Annotated in this window: 24 protein-coding genes; 13 read left to right on the plus strand and 11 right to left on the minus strand. The window is 66.1% G+C overall.

Translation table 11 applies throughout. The features are described from left to right. Window positions 1-36 precede the first annotated feature (36 nt). Together H4V95_RS15895 and H4V95_RS15900 are read left to right on the plus strand one after the other, a co-directional pair. The gene (locus tag H4V95_RS15895; RefSeq protein ID WP_312884062.1) at window positions 37-1,254 is read left to right on the plus strand and encodes a benzoate/H(+) symporter BenE family transporter; all 1,218 of its coding nucleotides are present in this window, start codon (window positions 37-39) and stop codon (window positions 1,252-1,254) included. 97 nt (window positions 1,255-1,351) lie between these two features. Continuing rightward, window positions 1,352-1,630, plus strand: a complete 279-nt coding sequence (locus tag H4V95_RS15900; RefSeq protein ID WP_209731056.1) for a hypothetical protein — start codon at window positions 1,352-1,354, stop codon at window positions 1,628-1,630. Window positions 1,631-1,718: 88 nt separating this feature from the next. Here the strand turns inward: H4V95_RS15900 and H4V95_RS15905 are convergent, their stop codons facing one another. Then, complete coding sequence (locus H4V95_RS15905; protein WP_019483883.1) at window positions 1,719-1,922, minus strand: cold-shock protein; 204 nt, start codon at window positions 1,920-1,922, stop codon at window positions 1,719-1,721. A gap of 288 nt (window positions 1,923-2,210) precedes the next feature. Between H4V95_RS15905 and H4V95_RS15910 the strand changes: the two genes are divergently transcribed. After that, on the plus strand, window positions 2,211-3,188 hold the full coding sequence (locus H4V95_RS15910; RefSeq protein ID WP_196865991.1) for a zinc-binding dehydrogenase: 978 nt from the start codon (window positions 2,211-2,213) through the stop codon (window positions 3,186-3,188). Window positions 3,189-3,226: 38 nt separating this feature from the next. Next, window positions 3,227-3,991 carry a hypothetical protein gene (locus tag H4V95_RS15915; protein WP_196865992.1) on the plus strand — a complete coding sequence of 255 codons (765 nt, stop codon included), beginning with the start codon at window positions 3,227-3,229 and terminating at the stop codon, window positions 3,989-3,991. A gap of 37 nt (window positions 3,992-4,028) precedes the next feature. Here H4V95_RS15915 and H4V95_RS15920 read toward each other — a convergent pair whose 3' ends face one another. Continuing rightward, entirely contained in the window at window positions 4,029-5,252 is a 1,224-nt protein-coding gene (locus tag H4V95_RS15920) for a hypothetical protein (protein ID WP_196865993.1), read from the minus strand. Between the two features lie 199 nt (window positions 5,253-5,451). On the opposite strand from H4V95_RS15920, the gene H4V95_RS15925 reads away from it, so the two are divergent. Then, window positions 5,452-8,733, plus strand: a complete 3,282-nt coding sequence (locus tag H4V95_RS15925) for a DEAD/DEAH box helicase (protein WP_245345746.1) — start codon at window positions 5,452-5,454, stop codon at window positions 8,731-8,733. A gap of 10 nt (window positions 8,734-8,743) precedes the next feature. Next, the gene (gene uvrA / locus H4V95_RS15930) at window positions 8,744-11,275 is read left to right on the plus strand and encodes an excinuclease ABC subunit UvrA (RefSeq protein WP_196865994.1); all 2,532 of its coding nucleotides are present in this window, start codon (window positions 8,744-8,746) and stop codon (window positions 11,273-11,275) included. Between the two features lie 45 nt (window positions 11,276-11,320). Here the strand turns inward: uvrA and H4V95_RS15935 are convergent, their stop codons facing one another. After that, window positions 11,321-11,566, minus strand: a complete 246-nt coding sequence (locus tag H4V95_RS15935) for a YegP family protein (protein WP_196865995.1) — start codon at window positions 11,564-11,566, stop codon at window positions 11,321-11,323. Between the two features lie 249 nt (window positions 11,567-11,815). On the opposite strand from H4V95_RS15935, the gene H4V95_RS15940 reads away from it, so the two are divergent. Together H4V95_RS15940 and fdhA are read left to right on the plus strand one after the other, a co-directional pair. Next, on the plus strand, window positions 11,816-12,286 hold the full coding sequence (locus H4V95_RS15940; RefSeq protein WP_209731057.1) for a DUF4383 domain-containing protein: 471 nt from the start codon (window positions 11,816-11,818) through the stop codon (window positions 12,284-12,286). 190 nt (window positions 12,287-12,476) lie between these two features. Continuing rightward, window positions 12,477-13,694 (plus strand): formaldehyde dehydrogenase, glutathione-independent, encoded by a 1,218-nt coding sequence (gene fdhA / locus H4V95_RS15945; RefSeq protein WP_196865997.1) that lies wholly within the window; start codon window positions 12,477-12,479, stop codon window positions 13,692-13,694. Between the two features lie 72 nt (window positions 13,695-13,766). Here fdhA and H4V95_RS15950 read toward each other — a convergent pair whose 3' ends face one another. After that, a complete protein-coding gene (locus H4V95_RS15950) occupies window positions 13,767-14,198 on the minus strand; it encodes a thioesterase family protein (RefSeq protein WP_196865998.1) in 432 nt (143 codons plus the stop codon). 309 nt (window positions 14,199-14,507) lie between these two features. On the opposite strand from H4V95_RS15950, the gene H4V95_RS15955 reads away from it, so the two are divergent. Then, complete coding sequence (locus tag H4V95_RS15955; RefSeq protein ID WP_209731058.1) at window positions 14,508-15,239, plus strand: transglycosylase family protein; 732 nt, start codon at window positions 14,508-14,510, stop codon at window positions 15,237-15,239. 104 nt (window positions 15,240-15,343) lie between these two features. Here the strand turns inward: H4V95_RS15955 and H4V95_RS15960 are convergent, their stop codons facing one another. From H4V95_RS15960 to H4V95_RS15980, 5 genes are all read right to left on the minus strand, one after another. Beyond that, complete coding sequence (locus H4V95_RS15960; protein WP_196866000.1) at window positions 15,344-17,728, minus strand: Tex family protein; 2,385 nt, start codon at window positions 17,726-17,728, stop codon at window positions 15,344-15,346. Window positions 17,729-17,781: 53 nt separating this feature from the next. After that, window positions 17,782-18,108, minus strand: coding sequence for an SHOCT domain-containing protein (locus H4V95_RS15965; protein WP_196866001.1), 327 nt, complete (start codon window positions 18,106-18,108; stop codon window positions 17,782-17,784). 147 nt (window positions 18,109-18,255) lie between these two features. After that, complete coding sequence (locus tag H4V95_RS18505) at window positions 18,256-18,561, minus strand: DUF6325 family protein (RefSeq protein WP_312884063.1); 306 nt, start codon at window positions 18,559-18,561, stop codon at window positions 18,256-18,258. Window positions 18,562-18,696: 135 nt separating this feature from the next. Beyond that, window positions 18,697-19,371, minus strand: coding sequence for a hypothetical protein (locus H4V95_RS15975; protein ID WP_196866002.1), 675 nt, complete (start codon window positions 19,369-19,371; stop codon window positions 18,697-18,699). Between the two features lie 130 nt (window positions 19,372-19,501). Then, window positions 19,502-20,533, minus strand: coding sequence for a hypothetical protein (locus H4V95_RS15980; protein ID WP_209731059.1), 1,032 nt, complete (start codon window positions 20,531-20,533; stop codon window positions 19,502-19,504). A 72-nt stretch (window positions 20,534-20,605) separates the two neighbouring features. Between H4V95_RS15980 and H4V95_RS15985 the strand changes: the two genes are divergently transcribed. From H4V95_RS15985 to H4V95_RS16000, 4 genes are all read left to right on the plus strand, one after another. After that, window positions 20,606-21,076, plus strand: a complete 471-nt coding sequence (locus tag H4V95_RS15985) for an SRPBCC domain-containing protein (RefSeq protein ID WP_209731060.1) — start codon at window positions 20,606-20,608, stop codon at window positions 21,074-21,076. Window positions 21,077-21,145: 69 nt separating this feature from the next. Then, entirely contained in the window at window positions 21,146-22,276 is a 1,131-nt protein-coding gene (locus tag H4V95_RS15990; RefSeq protein WP_196866005.1) for a type III polyketide synthase, read from the plus strand. Next, window positions 22,277-22,972: a class I SAM-dependent methyltransferase gene (locus H4V95_RS15995; RefSeq protein ID WP_209731061.1), complete on the plus strand. Its 696-nt coding sequence runs from the start codon at window positions 22,277-22,279 to the stop codon at window positions 22,970-22,972. Continuing rightward, a complete protein-coding gene (locus H4V95_RS16000) occupies window positions 22,965-24,092 on the plus strand; it encodes an NAD(P)/FAD-dependent oxidoreductase (protein ID WP_209731062.1) in 1,128 nt (375 codons plus the stop codon). Before H4V95_RS15995 ends, H4V95_RS16000 begins: the two co-directional genes overlap by 8 nt. A gap of 46 nt (window positions 24,093-24,138) precedes the next feature. Here H4V95_RS16000 and H4V95_RS16005 read toward each other — a convergent pair whose 3' ends face one another. Continuing rightward, entirely contained in the window at window positions 24,139-25,809 is a 1,671-nt protein-coding gene (locus H4V95_RS16005) for a thiamine pyrophosphate-binding protein (protein WP_209731063.1), read from the minus strand. Next, window positions 25,810-26,817, minus strand: a complete 1,008-nt coding sequence (speB, locus tag H4V95_RS16010; protein ID WP_196866009.1) for an agmatinase — start codon at window positions 26,815-26,817, stop codon at window positions 25,810-25,812. Window positions 26,818-26,854 lie beyond the last annotated feature (37 nt).

A 26,854-nucleotide genomic window follows, 5' to 3' on the forward strand; every position in this document is an offset into this window, starting at 1 on the left:
GCGATCCTTCCGCTAGCCAGATTGCGAGCCAGTCCCGTGCCACCCGCCAGCTCCGCAGTTGTGCACACCCCGCTCCGGGAACCGGTGCTGGCCGGGGTGGTGACCGCCCTTGTGGGTTTCACCTCTTCGTTTGCCGTGGTGTTGGCCGGGCTGCGGGCCACCGGCGCCACGGAGCAGCAGGCCGCCTCGGGGCTGCTCGCGCTGACCGTGCTCTTCGGTCTCGGGATGATTCTTCTCTCGGTAAGGTACCGGGTCCCGGTGACCCTGGCCTGGTCCACCCCAGGAGCGGCGTTGCTGGCCGGAGCGGCCTCGTACGATGGCGGGTGGCCGGCCGCCGTCGGCGCCTTCCTGGTCACCGGGGTGCTGATCGTGGCAACCGGAACGGTGCCTGCCCTGGGCCGGCTGATCGGACGGATTCCGACCACGCTGGCGCAGGCGATGCTCGCCGGGGTGTTGCTCCCCCTGTGCCTGGCCCCCTTCCGCGCCCTGGGCACGATCCCGTTGCTGGTGCTTCCCGTGCTCGCCATCTGGCTGATCGGGACCCGGTTCGCCCCGCGATGGGCGGTGCCGCTCACCCTGGCCGGCGCTTTGCTGGTGATCGGCGGTTACCTGACGGTGAACCGGATTGCACTGGACTGGAGTGCCGCCGCACCCGCGGTCGAGCTGACCCCGCCGGAGTTCAGCCTCCAAGCGGTTGCCAGCCTGGCTCTCCCGCTCTATGTCGTGACGATGGCATCACAGAATGTTCCCGGCGTGGCCGTGCTGAAGTCCTTCGGTTACCCGACGCCGTGGCGGGCGTCGATGCTGGTCACCGGCATCGGGACGGCCGCGGCGGCGCCGTTCGGCGGTCATGCGATCAACCTGGCGGCACTTTCGGCCGCGCTTTCGGCTGGTGAGACGGCGGGTGCGGACCGGGGTCGCCGCTGGATTGCTGCGGTCAGCGCCGGATGTTGCTACCTCATCCTGGCGGCGGCATCAGCAGCGCTGGTCACCGTGATCTCCGCCGCCCCACCCGGCCTGATCGAGGCGGTGGCCGGTCTGGCCCTGATGGGAACCATGGCGTCGGCGCTGGCAGCAGCCCTGTCCGACGTCGGCCAGCGCATGAGCGCGGTGGTGACCTTCCTGATCGCGGCGTCCGGCCTGAGCTTGGCCGGCATCGGCGGTGCGTTCTGGGCCCTGATTGCCGGACTGCTGGTCCGGTGGGTGCTGGAACGCCCGGCTGCGCGGTCGCCCCGGCACCGCACCAACCCGTGATCTGCTGAACACCAATGACCGACCTGGCAGCGACCATAGGTCGCGATTTCTGGATAATCGAGCCGAAAGAGGCCGCGGCGAGGGTAGGTTATATGCCATGAATGAGTTCACAGTAGAAAAATCGGCGGGCGCTACGACCCTTGGCCTATTCCTGACGGTATCCGGCATCCTGGCCTGGCTCTTCCTGGGAGTACCGCAACAGATCAGTTCCGGACCGAACTTCTGGACCACCACGGGCATTGCCTTGGCCGTCGCCGGGTTCGTGCTGGTCCTGATCGGGGTGCACCGCGCTATGTCGAGCCTCGACGCCCTGGCCCAGCAGCATTTCCCCGCCTCTCATTCAGACCGGCCGAATAATGAGCCAGTATCTCAGTGATTGAGCCGTCCGGAATTAGCCGTTAACGCAAAATAGGGCGGGAATTGCTTCCCGCCCTATTTCAGTGGTCATTGACCACTAAGTCGAATTAGACGACCTGGATGTTTACGGCCTGAGGACCCTTGGGGCCCTGCTCGGTCTCAAAGCTAACCTTCTGGTTCTCGTCGAGGGACTTGAAGCCGCTCGAGTTGATAGCGGAGAAGTGAGCGAACACATCGGCGCTGCCATCTTCTGGCTCGATGAAGCCGAAGCCCTTGTCAGCGTTGAACCATTTCACGGTACCTGTTGCCATTTTTAAAACATCCTTCTGGAAATATGAAACCGATCCCGACTGTCGGGTAGTCTCAGTCGCGGCGTTCGTTTCCCGCTTCTACAGAAAAAGCGGCTGGCCCGTCTGGGTTTCGCCGCTTGAAATACAAAATGCGCAACACTACAACTGCGTACGAGTCTACATGGATTTCACGGCAGGCAAAAACGGGGCCCACCCCCAGCTCCGCCGACCGGCCCGTGCTGGTGGAATACCGCACCCGGCCCCGTGGTTGTTTTCCCCGTAACCGCACGGCAACGAGAGAAGGCAATCATGCGCGCTATTCGTCAGCACACATTCGGCGAACCATGGGACGTCCTGCAGGTAGAGGACATCGCCACACCGGAACCCGGCCCCGGCCAGGTGAGGGTCCGCACCCTCATGTCAGCAATCCACAACCACGACCTCTGGACCGTTCGCGGCACCTACGGTTTCAAGCCCACGCTCCCTGCCCAGGCGGGCACCGAGGCCGCCGGGGTGGTGGACGCCCTGGGCGACGGCGTCGAGCACCTCAGCATCGGCCAGCGGGTTGCCACCGGCGGTACCTTCGGTGTCTGGGCCGAGTACTTCATCGCCCCGGCGGCGGGCCTCATTCCGGTGGCTGAGGGTGCCACCGACGAGGTTGCGGCGCAGCTCGTCGCCATGCCGTTCTCTGCCCTCGCCCTGCTTGACTGGCTGGAGCTTTCCGAGGGTGACTGGATCATCCAGAATGCCGCCAACGGCGCCGTTGGAAGGCTGCTGGCGCAGCTGGCGCCCTCCCGCGGAATCAACGTCATCGGCCTGGTCCGTCGTGACGCCGGCGTCGAGGAACTCTCGGCCCAGGGCATCGAGCGCATCGTGTCCACCGAGAGCGACGGCTGGCAGGACCGCGTCGCCGAGCTGACCGGCGGCGCAAAGATCGTGGCCGGAGTGGATTCAGTCGGCGGCGACGCCAGCAACGATGTCCTCTCCCAACTCGCCGAGGATGCCACCCTGGTGATCTTCGGTGCCATGGGCGGCAGCAACCTGGCGCTGAACTCCGGGTCGATCATCTTCAAGAATCTGGTCGTCAAGGGATTCTGGGGCAGCCGGGTCATGGGATCGATGACTCCCGAGCGGCGTGGGGAGCTCCTGGGTGAACTGCTGACGCGGGTCACGGACGGCTCCATTTCGCTGCCCGTCGAGGCGGTCTACCCGTTTGACCAGGTGCAGGCTGCGGCGAAAGCGAACTTCGTCGCAGGCCGCAAGGGGAAGGTCATGCTCCGCCCGTAGGGCCACCCGCTCCCACGTCCCGTGAGAGCATTTAACGCATGCCCCGCAACGAGACACCCGGACGACGTCGGCCGTACCGGGTGCTCGTGGGCCTGCTGGTCGTCGGGGTCATCGCCGCGGCGCTGATGCTCGTGGGGCCACGCCTGGTGGGCCCTCTCGCCAGCCAGGGAGGATCACTGCTCGGCGGCCCGGAATGCACCGTTGAAACCGCCGAGGGGAACGTCGGTCTGGACCGTGAAATGGCGAAGCGGGCGACCACCGCCGCGGCGCTTCTGGCCCGCGGCGCCGAGGCCCCCGACACCACCGGCATCGACGACGCGGTCATCGAGCGCCTCGTCGACGGGCCAGCCGACGACGCTGGCCCCAGTCTCCACTGCCGCGGCTCGGCCGCCAGCGACCTTGAGGTCGAGGACATCACCGCCTCCGGTCTGACACCGCGCGCCGAGCAGGTACGGATAGCGATGGCCGAGGTGTTCGGCGACCAAAGCCTGGGCGGCTTCGCCCCGGGTGGCGTCGGCCAGGGTCACGGCGGGGAATCCACCCATTACGACGGCCGGGCGATCGACGTCTTTTTCCGCCCGGTGACCGAAGACAACCGGCGTCAGGGGTGGATTCTGTCCCACTGGCTGGTCGCCCACGCGGCAGACCTGGACATCCAGTACGTCATCTTCGACGACGAGTTCTGGAGTGCGCGCCTTGCCCGCGGAGGATGGCACTACTACGACGCTCCTGCCCCCGGAAACGAAATCCTGCGCCATTTGGACCATGTCCACGTGGACGTGATCGGCGGAGGAAACGGCTAGGTCCTGACCACACCACTGCTCCACCCCGCACCGCCGGTCAGGGTCCGGAGGAGCCGATTGCGCCCAGATTCGTCGTCCCACCTACCGACCCGACCGCCACTGTGCCGGTTGCCTCCCGCCCGAGATACCACCCTTTGGTGCGCTCAGCACCGTCGCCCGGCCTGATCTGCCAGCGGGTATCGCTCACCCGCACGAGGGGCCCCGTTGCTACGAGGTCGAGCGTTACTGGGAGAACAACGGTGTCGACGACCGTCCCACCACCCTGACATTCGTCATTGACGAATCGGTCGAACTGGATGGAACCGGATGCGGTAGCCGATCCCAGCTTGCGCGCGATGGTCAGCACACCAGGACCTGACCCGACAACGAACTGCTCGCGAAAGCCGGTGGTGCCGTCACCACAGTCGATCAGCTCAACGGTGAGGCTCGACGCACTGACGGTCGTAGCTCGCTCCGGTGGGCTGGTGGTGCTGGCCTGCACAATCGCATCCTCGAAGACCACCCCGGGATTGCCGGTGAGCTCAAATTCGGCACTGTAATCTCCCCGCGCTCCGGTGCCGCCTGACGGCGCGACCGGATCCGGCGCCACCGGGGCCTCTCCGTGGGTGCGCCGCTTTTCGACGGCGAATTTCAGGAACGCGGCGGGACTCCCGACCCCCACGATGAGCGAACCAACGCTCAGGGTGCCGGTCCCATCTCGTGAAAAATCGTAGAATCGTCCGCTGGAACGGTCCGAGCCCGACGAGGTGGTTCCACCGATGCCCGTGAAGAACCTCGGCGTCGTCCCAGTCACCGTGATCTGGACGTCCTGGGCGCGCAGCACCGTGACCGACTCAGGTTCGCCGCACCCCGGGCTGGCCGTGACTGTCAGATCAACAATTGCGTGCCCGAAAGCCTGGTCCAGGCTGTGCCCGATGTCGAGCTCCACCGGGCCGGGCGCTCGCGCCTCCCGATCTTCGGTCTGGATCGTGGTGGTAGCGAAGTCCTCGCTCAGGTCCGGGCACGTGATCGTGGCCGCCCGGGACAGGAATACGTCGACCGATGCTTCGCCCCTGAAGTCTTGCCGGAATGAGACGGCGCCAGCATAGGCTCCGTCCGTGTCCGGGATGAGGTTGACCGCCGCCTGGTAGTAGCGCAGGTCATCAGGTTTCGCACCCGCAGGCGGTGCCGCCGCTGCAGCCGGAGAGAGTGTCGGAGCAATGAGCCCCAACGCGATGACACACCCGATAAGTTGGCGCTGTATCCCCGTGCGTGGCTTCATGGCCATCTCCCTGCCCTCCCTCTGAATTTTACTCCCGGGAACGGCGTGAGTCACCGATCGCGGACAGCCAGTTTCACCGTCAGGTCAACGTCAGCTCACCCTCGGTTCAAGGTCAGGTTGACGTCGGTCCTGCGGGCCCGTTCAGCCGCCCCGCCGCACCACCGACCATTCGGTCGGTGGTGCGTGAGAGCATTAATCCATGCCCCAGACCAGCTCCCCCATGATCGATGTCACCGACATCATCCGCATGGTGGGCGGCGCCTCATTTCAGCGGGGCCAGACCTACGCGAAACAGGGTGCGGTCACCCAACTGGCCTGGGACCCGTCGGCAAACACCCTGGACGCCAGGGTGCAGGGCAACTCCCCCGGTGCCTACCGCACCCGGCTTTTCCTCAGCGCGAAGGGCGACGGGCGTTACCACCTCAGGGACAGCTTCTGCAGTTGCCCCATCAGCCTCGACTGCAAGCACGTCGCCGCCACGGCCCTGCAGAGCAACACCGAGCACCTGCTCTCCCGGCAAGAGCTCACCGCGCCGGTCCGAAAATCTGCCCCGCAGGGGTGGCAGAGCTCGCTTTCTGGACTCATCAACCCGCCGACCGATGAGGTCACAGGACCGGTCACCGCCCGCACACCGTTGGCGCTCCAGTTTGAGTTGCGCTCCGTCCAGGGCCTCCACACCGGTTGGCAGTCCACCCCGAAGACGCAGCGCCGGACGGCGAAGCCGCAGCTCGGCGTGCGGCCGGTGATCCGCAACAGCAAGGGCAACTGGGTCAAGAACAACCTGTCGTGGGGCAGCATCAGCTATCAGACCTACGGGATGCTCCTTGACCCGGACCAACACCGGTGGTTTTCCCAGTTCCCGTCCCTGCACCGGGGAACGGGTGTCAGTTACTTCGGCAACAACGACTCCTGGCTCTATCTGGAGGACTTCAGCAACCCCCTGTTGTGGCAGTTACTGAGGGAGGCGCAGCGCCTGGGTGTTGAGTTTGTTGCGTCCACGAAGGGGGTCGCAGTGGTCCTGGCCGGCAGCGCCACCCTGAAGCTCGATGCCACCACTACCGACGACCAACTGCGTCTCTGCCCGATTCTGGAAATCGACGGCCATCAGCACGCGCCGGAAACCGCGCAGCCAATCAGTACCCACGGCATCTATACGGTCCACCCGGGCAGCCCCACCCAGAGCACCATCATCACCCTGGCCCCCTCCGCCAAACGGCTCACCGACCATGACATCGGGCTGCTGCTGCAGACAGCCCCGGTGGTCATCCCCGCCGCGGAAAGGCCCCTGTTCCTCGACAGTTTCTACCCGCGGCTCCGCCAGGCCATCGAAGTCATCAGCAGCGACGACTCGGTAACCTTCCCGGACATTGCCCCGCCCCTGTTGGTCCTGACGGCCCACTACACCTCCGGAGACCGCCTGGAACTGGCCTGGGACTGGGAGTACCGGCTCGGCGAGGACACCACCCGCAAAGCCCTGCACCCCGAGCCGGGCGCCCAGGATTACCGGGACCCTGTGGTGGAGGAGGCGCTGCTCCGCACCGCGCGCGTCCACCTCGGAGCGACCCCCCTGGAGGCTCTCACCCTGGAGGACATGGGTGCCGTCGAGTTCACCGAAGACACCCTGCCGAAGCTCCTGGAACTCGACGGAATCCGCGTGGACGTCGTCGGCGAGCAGCCCAGCTATGAAGAGCTCACCGAACCTGCCCAACTGACCATCACCACTGTGGAGACGGACAACCGCGACTGGTTTGACCTCGGGGTGCTGGTGACCGTCCAGGGGCGCAAGATCCCCTTCGACCATATTTTTCGGGCGCTGGCGCAGGGCAAGAAGAAGATCAAACTGGTGGACAACAGCTACCTCTCAATGAACCAGCCGGTCTTCGAGCAGCTGCGTGAGCTGATCGAAGAAGCCCGCGCGCTCAACGAGTGGGAGCCGGGCCTGAAGATCAGCCGCTACCAGGCGGGACTCTGGGCGGAGTTCGAGGACCTGGCCGAGGAGACGGAGGAGGCCCAGGGCTGGCGGGCCGCAGTCGCCGGGCTCAATGACCTGCAGGAAATCAGCCCCACCCCCGTACCGCCCACCCTGTTCGCAACCCTTCGCCCCTATCAACAGGACGGCTTCAACTGGCTCGCGTTCCTCTACCAGCACGGGCTCGGCGGTGTCCTCGGAGATGACATGGGGCTCGGCAAAACCCTGCAGGCCCTGGCACTGCTCACCCATGCGAAGGAACAGGGTGAGTCGAAGCCTTTCCTCGTCGTCGCACCCACCTCGGTGGTCCCCAACTGGGTATCCGAGGCGCACCGTTTTGCCCCCGGGCTCGCGGTGACCGGGGTCGCAGACACCCAGGCGAAAAGCGGCGTCGACCTGGCCACGCTGACGGCGGGGGCCGACGTCGTCGTGACCTCCTACACGCTGTTCCGGCTGGACTTCGAGGGGTACCAGTCGCAGGAATGGGCGGGGCTGATCCTCGACGAGGCCCAGTTCGTGAAGAACCGGACCGCGAAGGTGCACCTGTGCGCCAAGGAGTTCTCCGCGCCCTTCAAACTCGCCATCACCGGCACCCCGATGGAGAACAACCTGATGGAGCTGTGGTCGCTGTTCTCGATCACCGCTCCCGGCCTGTTCCCTTCGGCCCGCCGGTTCACCGAGGACTACCGGAACCCGATCGAGAAGTCAGCCAACACGGAGCGGCTTGCGCGCCTGCGCCGCAGGATCCGGCCGCTGCTGATGCGGCGCACCAAGGAAGCGGTCGCCTCGGACCTGCCCCCGAAGCAGGAGCAGGTACTGGAGGTGGAACTGCATTCCCGGCACTGGAAGATCTACCAGACCCACCTGCAGCGCGAGCGGCAAAAATTGCTGGGCCTGATCGAGGACCTGGACCGCAACCGGATGATCGTCTTCAGGTCGCTGACCCTGCTGCGAATGCTCAGCCTCGACGCGTCGCTGGTGGATCAGGCGTACGACGGCGTCCCCTCCGCCAAGCTCGACGTCCTGTTCGAGCAGCTCGAGGATGTGGTGGCCGAGGGCCACCGGGCGCTGGTCTTCAGCCAGTTCACCTCCTTCCTGAAGAAAGCCGCAGAGAGGCTCGACGCCCAGGGCATCGCCTACAGCTACCTTGACGGGTCCACCCTGCGCCGCGGCGACGTCATCAACAGGTTCAAGGACGGGGAGGCGCCCGTCTTCCTGATCAGCCTCAAGGCCGGCGGGTTCGGCCTGAACCTCACCGAGGCTGATTATGTGTTCCTGCTGGACCCTTGGTGGAACCCGGCTACCGAGGCGCAGGCCGTGGATCGTACCCACCGGATCGGTCAGACCCGCAACGTCATGGTCTATCGGATGGTGGCGTCGGGAACCATCGAGGAGAAGGTGATGAAGCTCAAGGAACAGAAGGCCAAGCTCTTCAGCTCGGTGATGGACGACGACGCCGTCTTCAGCTCAGCACTGACCGCCGACGACATCAGGGGGCTGCTGGAGGGCTAGAGTCGGAGGGGTGAGTCAACAACTATCAGCCGATCTGCCCGCAACCTCCCCCCTGACCGGTTTTGTCCAGGTGAGGGGTGCCCGGGAAAACAACCTCCGCAACGTGAGCGTGGACGTCCCCCGGGACGCCATCGTGGCCTTCACCGGCGTCTCCGGCTCAGGCAAATCCTCCCTGGCCTTCGGCACCATCTACGCCGAAGCCCAGCGCCGCTACTTCGAATCGGTGGCCCCCTACGCGCGGCGTCTGATCCAGCAGGGTTCCAACCCCCGGGTCGACGAGATCACCGGCCTGCCGCCCGCCGTCGCGCTGCAGCAGCGCCGCGGCACTCCCAGTTCCCGGTCAACCGTGGGTACCGTCACCACCCTCTCCAACTCCGTCCGGATGCTGTTCTCCCGCGCCGGCACCTACCCCGAGGGTGCCGAGTCCCTGGACTCTGATTCGTTCTCCCCCAACACTGCCGCCGGCGCCTGCCCACAGTGCCACGGGTTGGGTATCGCCCACACGGTCAGCGAGGAATCCCTGGTCCCCGATACGTCGCTGACCATCCGCGATGGAGCGATCGCTGCCTGGCCCGGAGCCTGGCAGGGCAAGAATCTCCGCGATATCGTGCGTGAACTTGGTCACGACATCGACACTCCGTGGGACCAGCTCCCCAGGGAGTCCCGCGATTGGATCCTGTTCACCGAGGAACAGCCGGTGGTGGAGGTCACCCCGCAGCGGGACCGGGTCGCCAAGCCCTACAAGGGCCGATTCTGGAGCGCGAAGAGCTACGTGCTCCACACCCTCGCCGACTCGTCCAGCCAGTCGATGCGCGAACGCGTCCTGCAGTTTATGCACAGCGGCCCGTGCCCCCTCTGCGATGGCAGCGGGCTGCAGCAGGCAGCACTGGCGGTTACCTTCGCCGGCTACTCCATCGCCGAACTGACCGATGTGCCCCTCGCCGAGCTGGCAGCCATCGTCGAACCCACCGCCACCCTGCAGGGTGCAGGATCCAGCTCCCGTGCCCTGAGCTCCGGCGAGACCACGGAGGTGGCCGTCACCCTGACCAAGGACCTGCACCAGCGCGTCGGTGTCCTGCTGGATCTTGGCCTGGGCTACCTGAGCCTTCGCCGGCCCACGCCGACCCTCTCGCCCGGTGAGATGCAGCGGCTGCGCATTGCCACCCAGCTGCGGTCCGGCCTCTTCGGCGTCATCTACGTGCTCGATGAGCCATCGGCCGGGCTGCACCCCGCCGACGCCGAACCGCTGCTCGAAGTGCTGCAGCAGCTGAAGTCCTCCGGCAACTCGGTGTTTGTGGTGGAACATGACATGGACGTGGTCCGCAGCGCCGACTGGGTGGTGGATGTGGGACCCAAGGCCGGCGAAGCCGGCGGTTCGGTCCTCTACAGCGGCGCCGTGTCCGGTCTCGCGGACGTCAAGGACTCGGTCACCAGGCCGTTCCTCTTCCCCGAGCAGGCTCCCCCGGCCGCCGACGCCGCGTTGCGAAAGCCGGACCGCTGGCTGAGCATGAACAACATCAGCCGCCACAACCTGCGGGGCCTCGACGCCACCATCCCGCTGAATGTGCTGACCGCCGTCACCGGTGTCTCCGGCTCCGGCAAGTCCACGCTCGTCTCCCAGGTGCTTGCCGACGTCGTCAATGATTACCTGCACGCCGGTGTTCCGGCGGAGGACGCCGACGACGGCAGCGACCGCGACTGCGCACCGGGTGACCACATGACGGTGGGCCACGTGGAGGGCCTCGACCTGATCGACCGGCTCGTCCGGGTGGACCAGCGCCCAATCGGCAGGACCCCCCGGTCCAACCTGGCCACCTACACGGGCCTGTTCGACGCCGTCCGGAAGCTTTACGCCGGGACCGATGAGGCCAAGGCTCGCGGCTACGGGGCCGGACGGTTCTCGTTCAATGTGACCGGCGGCCGCTGTGAGACGTGCCTGGGCGAAGGGTTCGTCTCGGTGGAGCTACTATTCCTGCCCGGCAGTTACGGGCCCTGCCCCACCTGCGACGGGTCACGCTACAACCCCGAGACACTGGAGATCACCTACCGGGGCCGGACCATCGCCGAGGTCCTCAGGCTCACCGTGGACGCCGCCGCCGAGTTCCTCGCCGATGTCCCCGCTGCGGCGCGCAGCCTGACCACCCTCCGGCAGGTGGGGCTCGGCTACCTGCGGCTCGGCCAGCCAGCCACCGAGCTCTCCGGCGGCGAGGCACAGCGCATCAAGCTCGCCACCGAACTGCAGCGTGCGCGCCGCGGGCACACCCTGTATGTGCTCGACGAGCCCACCACCGGGCTGCACCCCTCCGATGTGCAGCTGCTGTTGGCTCAGCTGAACAACCTGGTCGACGCCGGCAACACAGTGGTCGTCGTGGAACACGACATGGCAGTCATCGCCGCGGCTGACTGGGTGATCGACCTGGGGCCGTCCGGCGGGGACGAGGGTGGCCGGATTGTTGCAGCGGGGACGCCGTCGTCGGTTGCAAGTACTCCGGAAAGCCGGACCGCACCGTACCTCGCCCGGCGGTTGGCGACCGCCGGGTAAGGTCTCGGGGTGAAGGCTGCGGAGAGGCGGGCCAGGTCTGGCGGGCTAGCGGCGCGGGGCGCTGTAACTCTTCCTGCCTGCGGCGCTGGCAGTCGCGCCGATGTGGTTCCCTCGGGTCTGGTCCACCACGGGACCGGTTCCAGCGATTTCGCGGATCTGTTCGATGCCAGCGATGGCCTGCGACTTGGTCGGATAATACGTGGAGACGGCGACGAGCACTCCGTCGCCGGCCATGAGTTTGATCCGGTATCCACCGTCGTGCGCATCCACTATTTTGAAGTAGCCTGACACTTTCTTACCTCCTTGTAAGGAATGTCGTTACGGGTACCTTTCATAGTAAGCATCCTTAGCGCCGGTGGATATGGTGCGGGGTGTTATTTTCGCCGCCATTTCAGGGTCTTTCGTCCTTTGTCTGGTTCTCTACCGGCGGTAAAATAGTAGTGCTGGCATGGGCAGCGATCCCATGCCAACGGCCCTGTAGAAGCTCGGCGAATAGTTCCGCAGTATTTGGGGTTATTTTCTTGTTTCAAGGGAGGGGAGATGACTACCGCATCACATCATGCACGTGACTTTCACGTGACCCACGAGCTCGTTCGTAGCGGCTCGATGGGATTGGGCGTGGTCTTTCTGCTTTTGGGCGTCCTGGCCTTCGTGCCGGGACTGACAACACAGTACGGTTCGCTGGCCCTCGCCAGCGAGTCAGAGGCATTACTCTTCGGCGTCTTCCAGGTGTCGATCCTGCTCAACATCGTCTATCTGCTGGTTGGAGCGGCCGGAATCATCATGAGTAGGGACAGTAGCGGCGCCCGCAACTTTCTGCTGGGAAGCGGCGCACTATTCCTGATCATGTGGATCTACGGCATGGTCATCGACCTGGGGTCGACGGCCAACTTTCTGTCCTTCAACGCGGCAGGCAACTGGCTGCATCTGATCCTGGCGCTGATCGCCGGGGGCATCGCCCTCACTCACCTGGCGCGGACCCGTGGAGGTGGCCGATCAACCCACACCTAACCAGCGGCCTAGGGCCCAGATCATCAATGCTGCCTTGCGCCGGTTCTCTCCGCCGCAAGGCAACTTTGTGTGGGCTTCCACCCAAAACCAATGCAACGTGAATGCAACCTTGGTGCAACCCGAATCGCGGTACGTTCACCCTGTGCCCCGTCACCGACGACAGGGCTGTTCGGAAACGGAAGGGAAGCTCATGCCTGGAAACAAAGCCGTTGCTTACAAAGGACCCGGGAAAGTGGAGGTCATCGATATCGACTACCCCACCTTCGAGCTGCAGGATGGACCAGGGGTGAACCCGGCCAATGTGGGCCGTAAGGTGCATCACGGTGTCATCCTCAAGACTGTTACGACGAATATCTGCGGCTCCGACCAACACATGGTTCGGGGCCGTACCACTGCCCCCTCCGATCTAGTGCTCGGCCATGAGATCACCGGTGAGGTGGTCGAGGTGGGCCGCGACGTCGAATTCATCAAAAAGGGCGACATTTGCTCCGTGCCCTTCAACATCGCCTGTGGGCGCTGCCGGAACTGCAAGGAACGCAAGACCGGTATCTGCCTGAACGTGAACCCCGACCGTCCCGGAAGCGCCTACGGGTACGTGGACATGGGCGGCTGGGTCGGCGGGCAGGCCGAATACGTGCTGGTGCCCTATGCCGACTGGAACCTGTTGAAGTTCCCGGACCGGGACCAGGCCCTGGAGAAAATCCTTGACCTGACCATGCTTTCGGACATCTTCCCCACGGGTTTCCACGGTGCAGTCACTTCAGGTGTGGGTGTCGGATCCACCGTCTACGTTGCAGGTGCGGGACCTGTCGGCCTGGCAGCCGCCGTATCGGCTCAGCTGCTTGGCGCCGCCGTCGTCATCGTGGGCGATCTGAATGAGGAACGGCTGGCCCAGGCCCGCAGCTTCGGCTGCGAGACGGTCGACGTGTCAAAGGGCGATCCCAAGGACCAGGTCGAGCAGATTCTCGGCATCCCTGAAGTGGATTGCGGTGTGGATGCCGTGGGCTTCGAGGCTCGCGGTCACGGTGACGGCTCCGCCAAGGAGGCACCGGCAACGGTGCTGAACTCATTGATGGGCCTCACCGCCGCCGGCGGTGCGCTGGGCATCCCGGGGCTGTATGTGACGGGCGACCCGGGAGCGGTCGACGACGCCGCGAAGGTTGGTTCCCTGTCACTCAGCCTGGGAACCGGCTGGGCCAAGTCGTTGTCCTTCACCACCGGTCAGTGTCCGGTGATGAAGTACAACCGGGGCCTGATGATGGCGATCCTGCACGACAAGGTGCAGATTGCCAAGGCCGTCAACGCCAAGGCGATCAGCCTGACTGACGCTCCTCGCGGTTACGAGGAGTTCGACGCCGGGGCAGCCACGAAGTACGTGCTCGACCCCCACGGGTACGTTGCTGCGTAGCTGACACGGATGCGGACCGCGGGCACCCCTGTGGTGCCCGCGGTTTTGCCCTGCCGCCCGGCCGGAGCACCCTCAAGCGAACAGTGGGCTGCCTTGGTAGGGGGCCAGCGCGCGCTTCTGCTCGGCGGTCAGCCGGAGCAGGCTCCCCAGGTTCGTGTCCACGAAAGCGAGGATTGTTTCGGCCTTCACGCAGACAGCGCCCGTCGCTGGGTCGTGGATCCGGTAGGCGAGAGTGAAACTGGCCGGCTTCACTGCGCTGACCCACACATCGATGCGTACCGGAACATTCCTGTAATCGAGCGTGTCCACAAACCGCACGCGATGCTCGACGACAAGGGCCTGGGTGCCCGGTTCCACTGAGGAAAACACGGCAACGGGCGGTGACTCCCCCTCGGCTCCGGTGCCCCCAGGAGGCCCAAAAGCGTGGATCCTCGCTTCCTCCAGCAGGCGTAAAACCTGTACATTGTTTATGTGCCCATAGGCGTCCATATCGGACCACCGCATCGGCACCCTGCAGGTCAGTATCTGGCCAACCAAAACCACCCGGTTCCCCCTCGTTCGTCAAGCTCCGACACGTCTCGATTTGGCAACGATTGAATTCTGTTCTACCGTAGACGATAACCCGCTCAAGGAAACCCTCCGCTATCAGGTCTTACGAGACCTCTGCGGAAATGCCCGGTGCTGCCACTCCACCCGACGTTGCTCGTCCGGCAGACACCAAAGACCTGACCACAAAAACAGTCGAGGCGAGCAACGGCGCAAAAATGTCCGGGGACGGAACTAGCGTTGGTGGCCTTTCGGAGCATCTGACCCATGAAGAACCAGAAATTCAGCACTACCGCGCGCCGCGGCGTCGCAGTCATCGCCCTCGCAGGCCTCGGCCTCGGAGCATCGGCAGGAGTTGCCAACGCAGCCCCCGCCAGCACCTGGGACGCCCTCGCTCAGTGCGAGAGTGGCGGCAACTGGGGCATCAACACCGGAAACGGCTTCTCCGGCGGCCTGCAGTTCACTCCATCCACCTGGGCCGGCTTCGGCGGTCAGGGTGCTCCCCAGGACGCCAGCCGGGAGCAGCAGATCGCTGTAGCAGAAAACGTACTGCAGGGTCAGGGCTGGGGCGCATGGCCAGCATGCTCGGCCAAGCTTGGCCTGAGCGGTGGCGCCAACCCATCAGCCCAGCCAATGCAGCAGGCACCTGTTGTCCAGGCACCGGTTCAGGCGCAGGCACAGCAGATTCAGCCTCAGGTTGTTCAGGCACCTGTCGTCCAGGCCCCAGTAGCGCAGGCACCCGTAGCCCAGGCCCCAGTGGCTCAGGCTCCCGTTGTGCAGGCACCCGTAGCCCAGGCCCCAGTGGCTCAGGCTCCAGTAGCAGCTCCCGCACTCAGCGGTGACACCTACACGATCCAGTCCGGCGACACCCTCAGCACCATCGCCGAGAAGCTCGGCGTCGTCGGTGGCTGGCAGGCCCTGTACGAAGCCAACTCCAGCACAGTGATCCACGCTGACCTCATCTTCACCGGTGACGTCCTGCAGCTCCCGGCCAAGTAGCCCCATGCTGTAACCGGCTCTCACCAGCCGGACTCAATAACGACGACGGCGGCCGTTCGGGATATCCCGGGCGGCCGCCGTCGTCGTTATTGTGCTCTAAGGGGTTAGGCCAGACCTGCCCGTCGCAAGGCCTCGGCCATGGCGGAGTTCGCGGGCGGTGCAGGATTCCGTGCCGCCGGGGTCTTCCCCGCTGCAGGTTTTCCACCGGACCGGGGCTGATCCTTGCGGGGCTGGCTGCGCTGACCGGACCGGGGCTGCTCCTTACGGGGCTGTTCCTGCCGGGGCTGCCGTTGCCCACCACCGGCGGCGGCTGATGCCGGGTCGTCGTCGAGCCGCAGGGTCAGGGCGATCCGTTTGCGCTCAGGGTCTGCCTCGAGCACTTTCACCTTGACCACCTGGCCGGACTTCACCACCTCGTGCGGATCGCTGATGAAACGGTTCGACATGGCCGAGATGTGGACCAGACCGTCCTGATGCACTCCCACGTCCACGAACGCCCCGAACGCGGCCACGTTGGTCACCACACCGTCCAGAATCATCCCTGGTCGGAGGTCGGAGATCTTCTCGATACCCTCCGAGAAGGACGCCGTGACAAACTCGGGCCGCGGATCCCTGCCAGGCTTTTCCAGTTCCGCCACAATGTCCTTCAGGGTCGGCAACCCGAAGCTGTCATCCACGAACGCCTGCAGGTCTACGTCACGCAGCGACGCGCCACCCGCGCTCAGGATGCGGCGGGCCACCCCGTAGGCCTCCGGGTGGACGCTTGATGCGTCCAGCGGCTCGGATCCGCCGGAGACCCGCAGGAAGCCCGCGCACTGCTCGAACGCCTTCGCCCCCAGCCGTGGCACCTTCAACAGATCGGCCCGGCGGGTGAAGCGCCCGTTCGCGTTCCGGTGTGCCACGATGTTCTCGCTCAGCAGCGGGCCGACGCCGGCCACCCGGCTGAGGAGCGACGGTGACGCCGTGTTCACATCAACGCCAACGGCGTTCACGCAGTCCTCGATCACCGCGTTCAGCGACCGTTCCAGGTTGGCCGCCGTGACGTCGTGCTGGTACTGGCCCACCCCGATCGATTTGGGGTCGATCTTCACCAGTTCGGCCAGCGGGTCCTGCAACCGCCGGGCGATGGAGACGGCCCCGCGGAGCGACACATCCAGATCCGGGAGTTCGGCTGAGGCAAGCGCGGACGCCGAATAGACCGAGGCTCCAGCCTCCGAAACCACCAGCTTCTGCAGCTTGCGCTCCGGAAGCCGCTTGATCAGTTCGGTGGCCAGCTTGTCGGTCTCCCGCGACGCGGTTCCGTTCCCGATCGCGATCAGTTCAATGTCATGCCCGGTGATCAGATTGGTCAGGGCTGCCAGGGCGGCGTCCCACTTCCTGGCGGGCGCGTGCGGGTAGACGGTCTCCGTGGCGACCACCTGGCCCGTGCCGTCGACCACTGCCACCTTGACTCCGGTGCGCAGCCCAGGATCCAGCCCGACGGTGGTCCTGCCTCCCGCCGGTGCAGCGAGGAGCACGTCCCGAAGGTTGGCGGCGAAGACCCGCACCGCCTCGGTCTCGGCTGCGGCGAAGAGCCGGACCCGGAGGTCGAGGGAGAGCTTGGCCAGGACGCGCCGCCAGGCCTGGCCCACGGTCTGGGTCAGCCACGGGTCGGCGGCCCGTCCGGAGGCTGCAATTCCCAGGACCGCTGCCACGAAATTCTCATACGTGGCACGGATCTTGCGGAATTCGCTGGTGTCCGCGGGGTCAGCTTCGGTGATGGCCAGTTCCAGCACACCCTCCTTCTCTCCGCGGAACAGCGCCAGGACACGGTGGGAGGGCATGGTGGCGGGCGCCTGGGTGAACTGGAAGTAGTCGGCGAATTTCTGTCCATCCGCCTCCTTGCCCGCGCGCACCTTTGAGCGCAGCTGGCCGTGCTTCCACAGTTTCTCGCGCGCCGAGGTCAGGAGGTCAGCGTCCTGGCCGGCGCGTTCGATGAGGATTGACCGGGCCCCTGCGAGCGCCTCCTCCGCATCAGGGACAGCGTCGCTCACATACCGGGCCGCCTCGGTGGTCGGGTCAAGGGACGGGTCAGTGACCAGCGCATCGGCCAGCGGTTCCAGTCCGGCCTCGCGGGCGATCTGCGCCTTGGTGCGTCGTTTTGTTTTGAACGGCAGGTAGATGTCCTCCAGCCGCGACTTGGTGTCCGCTGCGGCGATGGCCGCCCGCAGGTCATCGGTGAGCTTCCCCTGCGCCTCGATCGCCTCGGTCACTGCCCGACGGCGGTCACGCAGCTCGCGCAGGTATCCAAGCCGTTCCTCGAGGGTCCTGAGCTGGGCGTCGTCAAGGGAGCCGGTGGCCTCCTTGCGGTACCGGGCGACGAACGGCACCGTCGAGCCGCCGTCGAGCAGGTCCACCGCGGCTTTCACCTGCCACGGTTGGACACCGAGTTCGGCGGCGAGTTGGTCAAAGATGGCAGCGTCGGAAGTCAGAGATAGCACGTAGGCCATTCTCGCCTACCGCGGGCGGGAGGTCCCAACCGGCCTGGCTCCCAGGCGGACGGCTAGGACGTAGTCCCCAGGACCCGTGCTTTCTGGGCGGCGAACTCCTCCTCGGTCAGGATGCCCTGGACTTTAAGTGCCGCGAGGTCCTTGAGTTGCTGGATCGGATCTGCAGCTGCCGGTGGCTGCGTCGCTGCCGGGGGTTGCGGCGGTGCCGGGGGTTGCGGCGGTGCGGCAGCCTGCTGATCGTAGGCCCGCTGGCGTTCCGAGATGATCGCTGCTTCACGCTCGGCGAACCGTTCGGCCTGGCGTCGCTGGACCCGGCCGCTGACGGCCGTGGCGGTTCCCGAGATGGCAGCGGTTCTGGCGATTCCGCGGAGTAATCCCATGGTGGTGCTCCTCAGGTAATGGTGGAATCCAGTGCGGCCACGAGGTCGGCCGCCGGGATCCGGGCGCTGGCGATGAGCTCACCGCCGCTGCGACGGGCAGCGCGACGAAAGGGATGGCCCAGGTGTTCTCGTAGACGATCAGTACGGCTACGGTATTGGGTTCGAGTGCGTTGGCAGCCTGGCGCAGGTCGTCGTCGTCGTCGTCAGCAGGTTGGACCGGGCGCCCGCGAAAAGGTCAAAACCGCCGGCGTCGGGCGTTGCCTGGGTGAGGTCCAGCACGGTGACTGCACCGTCCGGGTCTTTGCTGATGACCGTCAGGTCATAAAGGCGGATCACCCCGCTGTCCACGATGTTCCGGAGTGCATCGCTTGCCTCGCCGGTGAACCGGCCGTGCGGGAACTCGAGAAGGACGTAGTCGACTGGGCCAAGTACTTCGGCCGGTGCTGTGCTCACGTGGGTCCCCTATGGCAACGGACGTGTGGATGCCTATGCCGAGAGTCTTCACCCAGACGACGCGAGTCGCATCACCCGTGGAGGGTGAGCAGCTGCGCGGCAAAAGTTAATCAACAGCGGACGGCTGCGGGCATCCTAGGCGCAGGAGTCACGGTCCATGGTGATGGCGAGGGGGTGCTGGCCGCTGAAGGAGCCTTCGGCGGTGGAGTAGCCGATCTCGATAAACCCGGAGGTGCCGCGGTCCACCCCGTCGTCCAGGGAGACCGAGACCACCACGTTGAGGTACTCGAGGGTGGAGATTTCGTAGCCGATGGCCGGCACCGGCTCGGTGAAGAACACGTTCTCCGGCATGTCCTCCATGTCGGCCATTTCGCCGGCGCCGTGGGCTCCGGTGTGTTCGTCGCCGCCCATCACGGTTCCGTCGTCCATCCCGTGGGTGCCATGGCCGCCACGGTTGGCGGGGGTGACCTCGGCCGCGTTCAGGGTGACGCCGGAAGGCGATCCCAGGCTGACGTCGTCGACAGTGAATGATTCGAGGGTCTCGTTATGGATCAGCACCGTGTACTTCTGGTAGCCCAGGGCAGGTTGAACGGAGCACAACTTGGAGCCATTCGCGCCGAGCTGCAGCGGATCCTCGCCCAACGCCCCGGCGAGCACTCCGGTATCAGGCTCCCCGGCGACGTCAGCACTCTGGACTGGCTGCGGAGCACTGTTGACGTTGAGGGGATTCTCCTCCACCCCGCCGCACCCGGAGATCAGGGCTGCGGTGATCACTGAAACGCCTAGCATCGTTGCGGTTCTGCTGATCATGGTTCCTCATGCTCTCAAGGTGTCGCCGGCCGCGACCGAACTCCGGTCCGCGCTTAGCAGTCATTCGTTCCTGCCGCCCCGATGGCTTGGTGGTCCTCACAACTGCGGGCTCGTCCCACCCATGACGAACCTATTCGTACAGCACGTAGTCCGGTTTCGGGTCCAGTCCCAGCACCTCCGGCGGCAGCATCAGCGGGCCCAGCACGGTGTCTTCCTCGAAGAAGAGCTTGAAACCCGGGTTCACGGTTGGGGGTAGCTCCAGCATCAGCTGGTTGTACGTTTCGATCTTCGACCCGGGGGCACCGATCCCGTCGACGCTCTTGATCACCTCGACGCCGTCGTACTCGCCTACCGCTGCCTCGTTGGTCACCACCGAGGGCGCCACCTGGTGGAAGACCAGCGCCTTCTGGGGCAACTGATGCTCGGCGACCAGTTCGTCGAGGTAGTTCGCGATCTGGTCGATCTCCTCGCCGGAGGTTTGGCCGTAGGACACCCCGGGGAGCTGATCGCCAGTGATGTCCCACTCGGGGTCCAGTGCCAGCCCGACGTCGGGTTCCAGCAGCCATTTCTCCAGTAACTCCACCTCCGCGGTCATGGTGGACCGGCCGGGCTGAACGTTCAGCAGCAACAGCGCGTCGTGCCGGCGCGCCGCTTCCAGGTAGGAGCTGATGAAGTCATCGTTGGCTGCCGCCCGGTACAGGCCATCGGCTCCCGGGGAGGCCTGCACGACGACGGTGATCAGTTCCAGCACCGGCATCACCTTGCGTCCGTCGGCGTACTGCTCGCCGAGTAGCTCCATCTCATCCACGCGCTCGTCGATGTCGCCGATGCCGAGCCTGCCCATCCCCTCGGCGGTCGGGTGGCCGCTGAACCCGACCAGCCGGTAGTCGGGAAACAGGTCGGTGCCGCCGCGGGGGAGTTCGAGGGGTTCCGCCGCCGGGGTGGGGGCCACACTCGGGGCGGGGGACACACTCGGGCTGGCGCTGGAGGCTGCACCAGCGGCGGGCGAGGGCGACGTCGTCGTACTGTCGACTGCCTGGCCGCTGGCCCCATCTGCTGCCGGTTCGCTGGTGACACACCCGGTGAGAAGGAGGCAAAAAGCAGCCGCCAATGGCACCGAAAAGCGGCGGAGGGAGGGGCGTGGCTGGCTGGTGTGTCGCATGTCATTCCTCGGCGAGAGTGTCAGTGGATCAACGCGGGTTTAACGTTACAGGTGCTGGGCTACGATTTAGCCATGACAGAGCCTGAGTTCGTGCATGAAACCGAAATTGCCACCTCCCCCCTCCGGCTGTGGGAAGCGCTGACCGAAGGCGACGTGACCCGGCGCTACTGGTCCGGACGCCGCCTGGAATCCACCTGGGTCCCCGGGTCCCCCATCCGCTTCTACGACGGGAGTTCGGAGACCATCACCCACCACGGCGTGGTCCTGGAAGCCGACGAGCCCCGCCGCCTGTCCTACACGTTCCGTGAGGTCCCCGAGGGCGAGGATGGGCTCACCGACCCGCAGGAGGACGCCGCCACCCGGGTGAGCGTGGACCTGGACCAGATCAGCGGCGGCGGCATGCGATTCCGCCTCACCCATGACCGGCTGGCATCACCATCGGAGGTCGACGCGGTAGGCGCTGAATGGGCGCCAGTGCTGACGAACCTGCAGTCGCTGCTGGAGAACGACAACGCGCAGTACCCCGCCCCCGGCAACAGCTAAGAGCTAAGAGCTAAGAGCGAAAACCCGGGCCACATTGTCTTAACGGGCGCCCACCCCTAAGAATGAACTATGACAGTAATCATGAGGTCCCTTGAAACCGCCGTTCCAGAGACCGTCATGGTGCAGTCTGATGTGAGGGACGTCTTCGCCGCCCAACCCGGGCTGAGCCGGCTCGGCACCCGCCTGGTGGGTGCGGCGTTCGATTCGTCAGGCATTGAACGCCGGTACACGGCGGTGAAGGAAATGACGCTGGAAGCCTCCTCCGAGGACCCCGTGTTCTTCGACGCTGCTGACCGGCGTATCCTCTCCCCCAGCACGAAGGTCCGCAACGAGGTGTACGCGGAAGAGGGCACCAAGCTGTTCATCGAGGCGGCCAGCAAGGCCCTTGCCGCCGCCGACGGGATCGAAGCGGCCGACATCACCCATGTCATCACCGTGTCCTGCACCGGGTTCTTCAATCCCGGGCCGGATTACAAGGTGGTCCGCGCCCTCGGGTTGAGCCCCGCCGCGCAGCGCTACCACCTGGGTTTCATGGGCTGCTACGCGGCGTTCCCGGCCCTGCGCGCCGCGAAATCCTTCTGCGAGGCCGAGCCGGACGCCGTCGTCCTGGTGGTGGCCGCCGAACTTTGCTCTCTGCATGTCCGCTCCTCGAACAACCCGGACACCATTGTGGGATCCTCCCTGTTTGCCGACGGCGCCGCCGCTGCGGTGATCAGCGCCCGCGAGTACACGCCCACGGCACCCGCGCTGAGCCTCGACTTTTTCGAGACGGTCCTGACCCCGGTGGGCGAAGAATCAATGGCCTGGAACATCGGTGACGAGGGGTTCGAGATGGTGCTCGGAACCTACGTACCGCACATCATCGACGAGCACATCGTGGGTGCACTGGAACCCCTCCTCGCCCGCGACGAAACCCTCGCCAACCTGCAGTACAAGGACATTGAGCACTGGGCCATCCACCCGGGTGGGCGCAGCATCCTGGACAAGGTCGAGGCCAAGCTGGACCTCAAGGAGGACCAGCTGGTGCCGGCACGGGAAACGCTGCGCGACTACGGAAACATGTCCAGCGCGACCGTGATGTTCGTGTTGAAGCACATCCTTGAGCAGCCCTTCGACGGCCAGGACGAGCGGATCTGCTCCATGGCGTTTGGCCCCGGCCTCACCGTGGAGACCGCCTTGCTCACCAAGGTGGGTCCCTGAGTGCAGTTCCTCGCTCACCGCGACCTGCATGCGGTGGAGGAGATGGACAAACCGGACTGCGACCCGCTGCTGCTGGATCGGACCTACGCCCAGTTTGGGCTGATCAATGCCACCGTCGCCGGCTGGCGACGCACCTGGGCGCAGCAGATCCGACCGCACCTGTCGACGTCGCGCCCCTCGACGCTGCTCGACATCGGATCCGGCGGCGGGGACATGCCGCGGGCGTTCGCCCGGTGGGCGGCACGGGATGGATTGCAGCTGTCCATCCTGGCCATTGACCCCGATGAACGGGCCCACGCTTTCGCCGTCAGGCAGCCCCCACTCCCGGGGCTTCGCTTCCGGCGGGCCTTCAGCGCCGAGCTGGTCGCGGAGGGTGAGCGGTTCGACGTCGTCACCTCCAACCACCTGCTGCACCATCTGACCCCTGAGCAGCTGACCGGGCTGCTGGCCGACTCGGAGCAGCTGACCCGGCGCGTCGCCGTGCACAACGACATTGAGCGCAGCCGGCTGGGCTACCTGCTCTTCTCCGTGGGCACCCTGCCCCTGCGCCGGTCACTGATCCGGCAGGACGGGCTGACCTCGATCCGCCGCAGCTACACGGCCGCTGAACTGGAGAAGGCTACCCCGCCCCAGTGGACGGTCACGGGAAGGTTCCCCTCGCACAACCTGCTGGTCCACCGGGCGTCCGATGCATGACGTGATCCTCGTCGGAGGAGGTCCGGTGGGTCTGTACGCGGCGATCCTGCTCCGCCAGGCCGGCCTCGACGTGCTGGTCCTGGAGCAGCGGACCACGCGGAGCAACCATTCGCGGGCCATCGGCATTCACCCTCCCGCACTGCAGGCGCTGGCGGAGGCGGGAGTGGCCGACGAGCTGATGCTTCGCGGCGTCAAAATCCGCGAGGGGGTGGCACGGAGCGCAGGCCGGGAGGTGACCCGCCTGTCCTTCACCGGGCTGCCCGGCGACTACCCGTTTGTCCTCGCCGTCCCGCAGGTCCAGACGGAGCGGGTGCTTGAGGACCGGCTCGCCGAGGTCGCGCCCGGGTCCTTCCGCCGGGGTGTCGAAGTGACCGGCGTGTTTGATACGGGCCCGTCAATGCTGGTGACCACAGCCTCCGGGGAGGTCCTGCAGGCGCAGCTGGTAATCGGGGCCGACGGCGGCAAAAGCACCGTCCGCGCCAGCGCCGGCGTCACCTCGTCGCTGCAGCACTACCCGGACACCTACCTGATGGGCGACTTCGCGGACACCTCGGAGGACCGGTCGTCAGCGGTGCTGTACCTGGAACCGGACGGCATCGTCGAGTCCTTCCCGCTCCCGGACGGGGTGCGGCGCTGGGTGGTGCGGACGCCGTCGCTCATCGACTCCCCCACTGCCGCGATGCTGGGGCAGCTGATCCTCGACCGGACCGGCGTTTCAGTGGACGTCGGCAGCACCTCGATGCTGAGCGCTTTCGGCGTACACCGGCGGCTGGCCCGGCGCTTCGTGGTGGGCCGGACCGTGCTGATCGGCGATGCTGCGCACCAGGTCAGCCCCATCGGCGGGCAGGGCATGAACCTTGGCTGGCTCGACGTCACCGCCCTGGTGCCGATCATCACCGCCTCCCTGATCGACGGAGCCGACGTGGGTCAGGCGTTGGCCGAATTCGATGCGGGCCGTCGCCGGGCAGCCAGGACCGCTGCCCGGCAGGCCCACCTGAACATGGCCCTGGGACGCCCGCTCCCGGCGCCGGTCCTGGCCCTTCGGAACGCGCTCTTCGGCCGGGGCAACCGGGTGCCCGCGGTTCACGACACGATTGCCCGCACCTTCACCATGCAGTAACCGGACCGCTCAGTATCGCGGCAGCTGCCCTCCCTATCCCGACGGGCTAGAGGTGGGTCGGGGCGAAGAGCCGCAGCAGGGTTTCGACGACGACGACGTTCGGCCCCTCGGCGGCGAAACTGTCCTCCAGCGCCTGCCGCACATCGCCCGGCGCCACCTTGACCGCCGGCACGCCGAACGCCTCGGCGAGTTTGACGAAGTCGGGGCGGGTCAGCTCGGTGGCGGTGGCCTTCCCGAACGCACCCTCCATGTATTCACGGAGGATCCCGTAGCCGCCGTCGTCGACAATCAGCCAGGTGACCGGCAGGTTGTGCTGCTTGGCGGTCGCCAACTCGGCGATCGAGTACATCGACGAGCCGTCACCGGACACCGCGAGGACGCGTTCCCCCAGCCCGACGGCGCCACCAATGGCCCCGGGGAATCCATAGCCCAGCCCGCCGGCACCCTGCGCCGAATGGAACTGGCCATCCTTGGCATCCCAGCAGCTCCAGGCCCAGTAGGCCGCGATCGTCATGTCCCAGTAGGTCTGGAGCCCGGCGGGTGCGGCGGCGCGGATGTCCGCCATGAACGTGCGCTCCATCGCGAGGTCCTGGGAGTCCAGCCGGCCCTGCACCTTGGCGAGGGTCTCGGCAACCAGTGCGACGGCGTCATACCCGTCGGTGCGGTCACGCTCGAGCGTTGGCAGCGCCTCGTCCAGTGCGGAGAGCGCCTGGCCGGCGTCGGCGCGGATGCCCAGAGCCGGTCGGTTGGATTCCAGGACCCGGGGTTCGGCATCGATCTGGATGATGCGCCCGCGGGGTTCGAGGGTGAAGTAGTTGCTGGTCACCTCGCCGAGGGAGGAACCGACCACGAGAACGACGTCGGCGTCCTCGAGGACCTCGGTGACGTAACGGTCTTCCACCCACGCCTGCAGGGACAGCTCGTGTTCCCAGGGGAATGCACCGTTCCCACCGGGCGAGCACAGGACGGGGGCGCCGAGCTTCTCAGCGATGGAGAGCAACCAGTGCTCGGCTTTGCCGCGACGCGTGCCGCCGCCGGCGACAATGGCGGGCCGCTTGGATTCGGTCAGCCACTTCACTGCCTCCCGGACCAGTTCCACCCGGGGCGGGTTGTCGAACGGCTCGGCGAGCGCATCCTCGACCTGCGGCACCATCACCGGGTCCAGCAGGACATTCTGCGGCACCTCGATCCAGACCGGACCCTGCGGGGAGGAGACGGCCTCGGTCCAGGCGTCCTGAATGGCTGAGGGGATACCCGACGCGTGCTGGATCAGCCGCTGGCTCTTGGTGACGTTGGCGGCCGAGGCCTTCTGGTCATCAAGCTGGTGAAGCATGCCCTTGCGCCGGGCGCCGAGGCCCTCCAGCGGGATCTGGCTGGCGATGACCACCATCGGTACGCCGGTGGCGTAGGCCTCCTGCAGGCCCGCGAGCGCCGTCAGGGCGCCCGGCCCGGTGGATAGGAACAGCACTCCTACCTGTCCGGTAGCGCGGGAAAATCCGTCGGCGGCGAACGCCGAGTTGTTTTCCACCCGGGAGGATACGAAGCGCAGGTCCGAGCGCGAGAGCGCGTCAAACAGGCCCAGGGCATGCTGGCCGGGGATGCCGAACACCGTGGTGGCGCCCAGCGCGCTGAGGGTTTCGACGACGAGGTCCCCGCCGTTGCGTTCTCCGGTGAGGGGCTGCGGGGGTGCTGCTGCGACACTGTCGGTGGTGACCATTTAGCGTTCCTCTGTTGTGCTGTTCGGGGTGGCGCGGGTGGAGGTTGCCTGGTCGGCCATCAGGCTGACCAGGTCATAGGCGACGTGGGAGGCGGCAACGCCGGTGATTTCCGCGTGGTCGTAGGCCGGGGCCACCTCGACGACGTCGGCGCCGACCAGGTTCATCCCACGCATCCCGCGGAGAATTTCCAGTAGTTCGCGGCTGGTGATGCCGCCAGCCTCGGGGGTTCCCGTGCCGGGGGCATGAGCGGGATCCAGCACATCGATATCCACTGAGATATAGAGCGGACGGTTCCCGATCCGGTCACGCAGCTTGGCTACCACCTCGTCCACACCCTGACGGAACACGTCGGAGGAGGTGACAATGCCGAAGCCGAACCGGCGATCGTCCTCAAGGTCCTTCACCCCGTACAGCGGTCCGCGGGTACCTACGTGGGAGATGGCTTCGGTGTCGAGGATTCCCTCTTCAACGGCACGGCGGAACGGGGTGCCGTGCGTGTACTCGGCGCCGAAATAGGTATCCCAGGTGTCGAGGTGGGCGTCGAAGTGCAGCATCGCCACGGGCTGGCCTGCCCGTTCGGAGGCGGCACGCAGCAGCGGCAAAGCAATGGTGTGGTCGCCACCGAGGGTCACCAGTTTGGCGCCGTCGCGGGTCAGGTCCAGCGCATTCTGCTGGATGGTTTCGATCGCCTCGTTGATGTTGAACGGGTTGACCGCCATGTCGCCGGCGTCGGCAACCTGCACCCGCTCAAACGGGGAGATGTCCAGGGCCGGGTTATACGGCCGGAGCAGGCGCGAGGACTCGCGGATGTGGTTCGACCCGAACCGCGCCCCGGGCCGGTAGGAGACACCCGAGTCGAAGGGGACACCGACGACGGCGATGTCGGCGCGTTCCACCTCATCGAGCCGTGGCAGCCGGGCATAGGTCGCGGCGCCGGCGTACCGGGGAATCCGTGAAGAGTCGATGGGGCCAATATTTCCATTGGCCGTGACGCGCGGCTGGTCCATGGGTACCTCCGGGTTGGGGCAGGGGCTGCCCGCACAA

The sequence above is a fragment of the Arthrobacter sp. CAN_C5 genome (genome assembly GCF_017875735.1).
Classification (GTDB): Bacteria; Actinomycetota; Actinomycetes; order Actinomycetales; family Micrococcaceae; genus Arthrobacter_D.

Coding starts and splice junctions, on each gene's coding strand:
- fdhA (WP_196865997.1), top strand. CDS start 12,477: ATGCCTGGAAACAAAGCCGTTGCTTACAAAGGACCCGGGAAAGTGGAG.
- H4V95_RS16000 (WP_209731062.1), top strand. CDS start 22,965: ATGCATGACGTGATCCTCGTCGGAGGAGGTCCGGTGGGTCTGTACGCG.
- H4V95_RS15905 (WP_019483883.1), bottom strand. CDS start 1,922: ATGGCAACAGGTACCGTGAAATGGTTCAACGCTGACAAGGGCTTCGGC.
- speB (WP_196866009.1), bottom strand. CDS start 26,817: ATGGACCAGCCGCGCGTCACGGCCAATGGAAATATTGGCCCCATCGAC.
- H4V95_RS15955 (WP_209731058.1), top strand. CDS start 14,508: ATGAAGAACCAGAAATTCAGCACTACCGCGCGCCGCGGCGTCGCAGTC.
- H4V95_RS15900 (WP_209731056.1), top strand. CDS start 1,352: ATGAATGAGTTCACAGTAGAAAAATCGGCGGGCGCTACGACCCTTGGC.
- H4V95_RS15965 (WP_196866001.1), bottom strand. CDS start 18,108: ATGGGATTACTCCGCGGAATCGCCAGAACCGCTGCCATCTCGGGAACC.
- H4V95_RS15910 (WP_196865991.1), top strand. CDS start 2,211: ATGCGCGCTATTCGTCAGCACACATTCGGCGAACCATGGGACGTCCTG.
- H4V95_RS15980 (WP_209731059.1), bottom strand. CDS start 20,533: ATGCGACACACCAGCCAGCCACGCCCCTCCCTCCGCCGCTTTTCGGTG.
- H4V95_RS15990 (WP_196866005.1), top strand. CDS start 21,146: ATGACAGTAATCATGAGGTCCCTTGAAACCGCCGTTCCAGAGACCGTC.
- H4V95_RS15975 (WP_196866002.1), bottom strand. CDS start 19,371: ATGATCAGCAGAACCGCAACGATGCTAGGCGTTTCAGTGATCACCGCA.
- H4V95_RS15985 (WP_209731060.1), top strand. CDS start 20,606: ATGACAGAGCCTGAGTTCGTGCATGAAACCGAAATTGCCACCTCCCCC.
- H4V95_RS15940 (WP_209731057.1), top strand. CDS start 11,816: ATGACTACCGCATCACATCATGCACGTGACTTTCACGTGACCCACGAG.
- H4V95_RS16005 (WP_209731063.1), bottom strand. CDS start 25,809: ATGGTCACCACCGACAGTGTCGCAGCAGCACCCCCGCAGCCCCTCACC.
- H4V95_RS15960 (WP_196866000.1), bottom strand. CDS start 17,728: ATGGCCTACGTGCTATCTCTGACTTCCGACGCTGCCATCTTTGACCAA.
- H4V95_RS15915 (WP_196865992.1), top strand. CDS start 3,227: ATGCCCCGCAACGAGACACCCGGACGACGTCGGCCGTACCGGGTGCTC.
- H4V95_RS15925 (WP_245345746.1), top strand. CDS start 5,452: ATGCCCCAGACCAGCTCCCCCATGATCGATGTCACCGACATCATCCGC.
- H4V95_RS15920 (WP_196865993.1), bottom strand. CDS start 5,252: ATGAAGCCACGCACGGGGATACAGCGCCAACTTATCGGGTGTGTCATC.
- H4V95_RS15950 (WP_196865998.1), bottom strand. CDS start 14,198: ATGCGGTGGTCCGATATGGACGCCTATGGGCACATAAACAATGTACAG.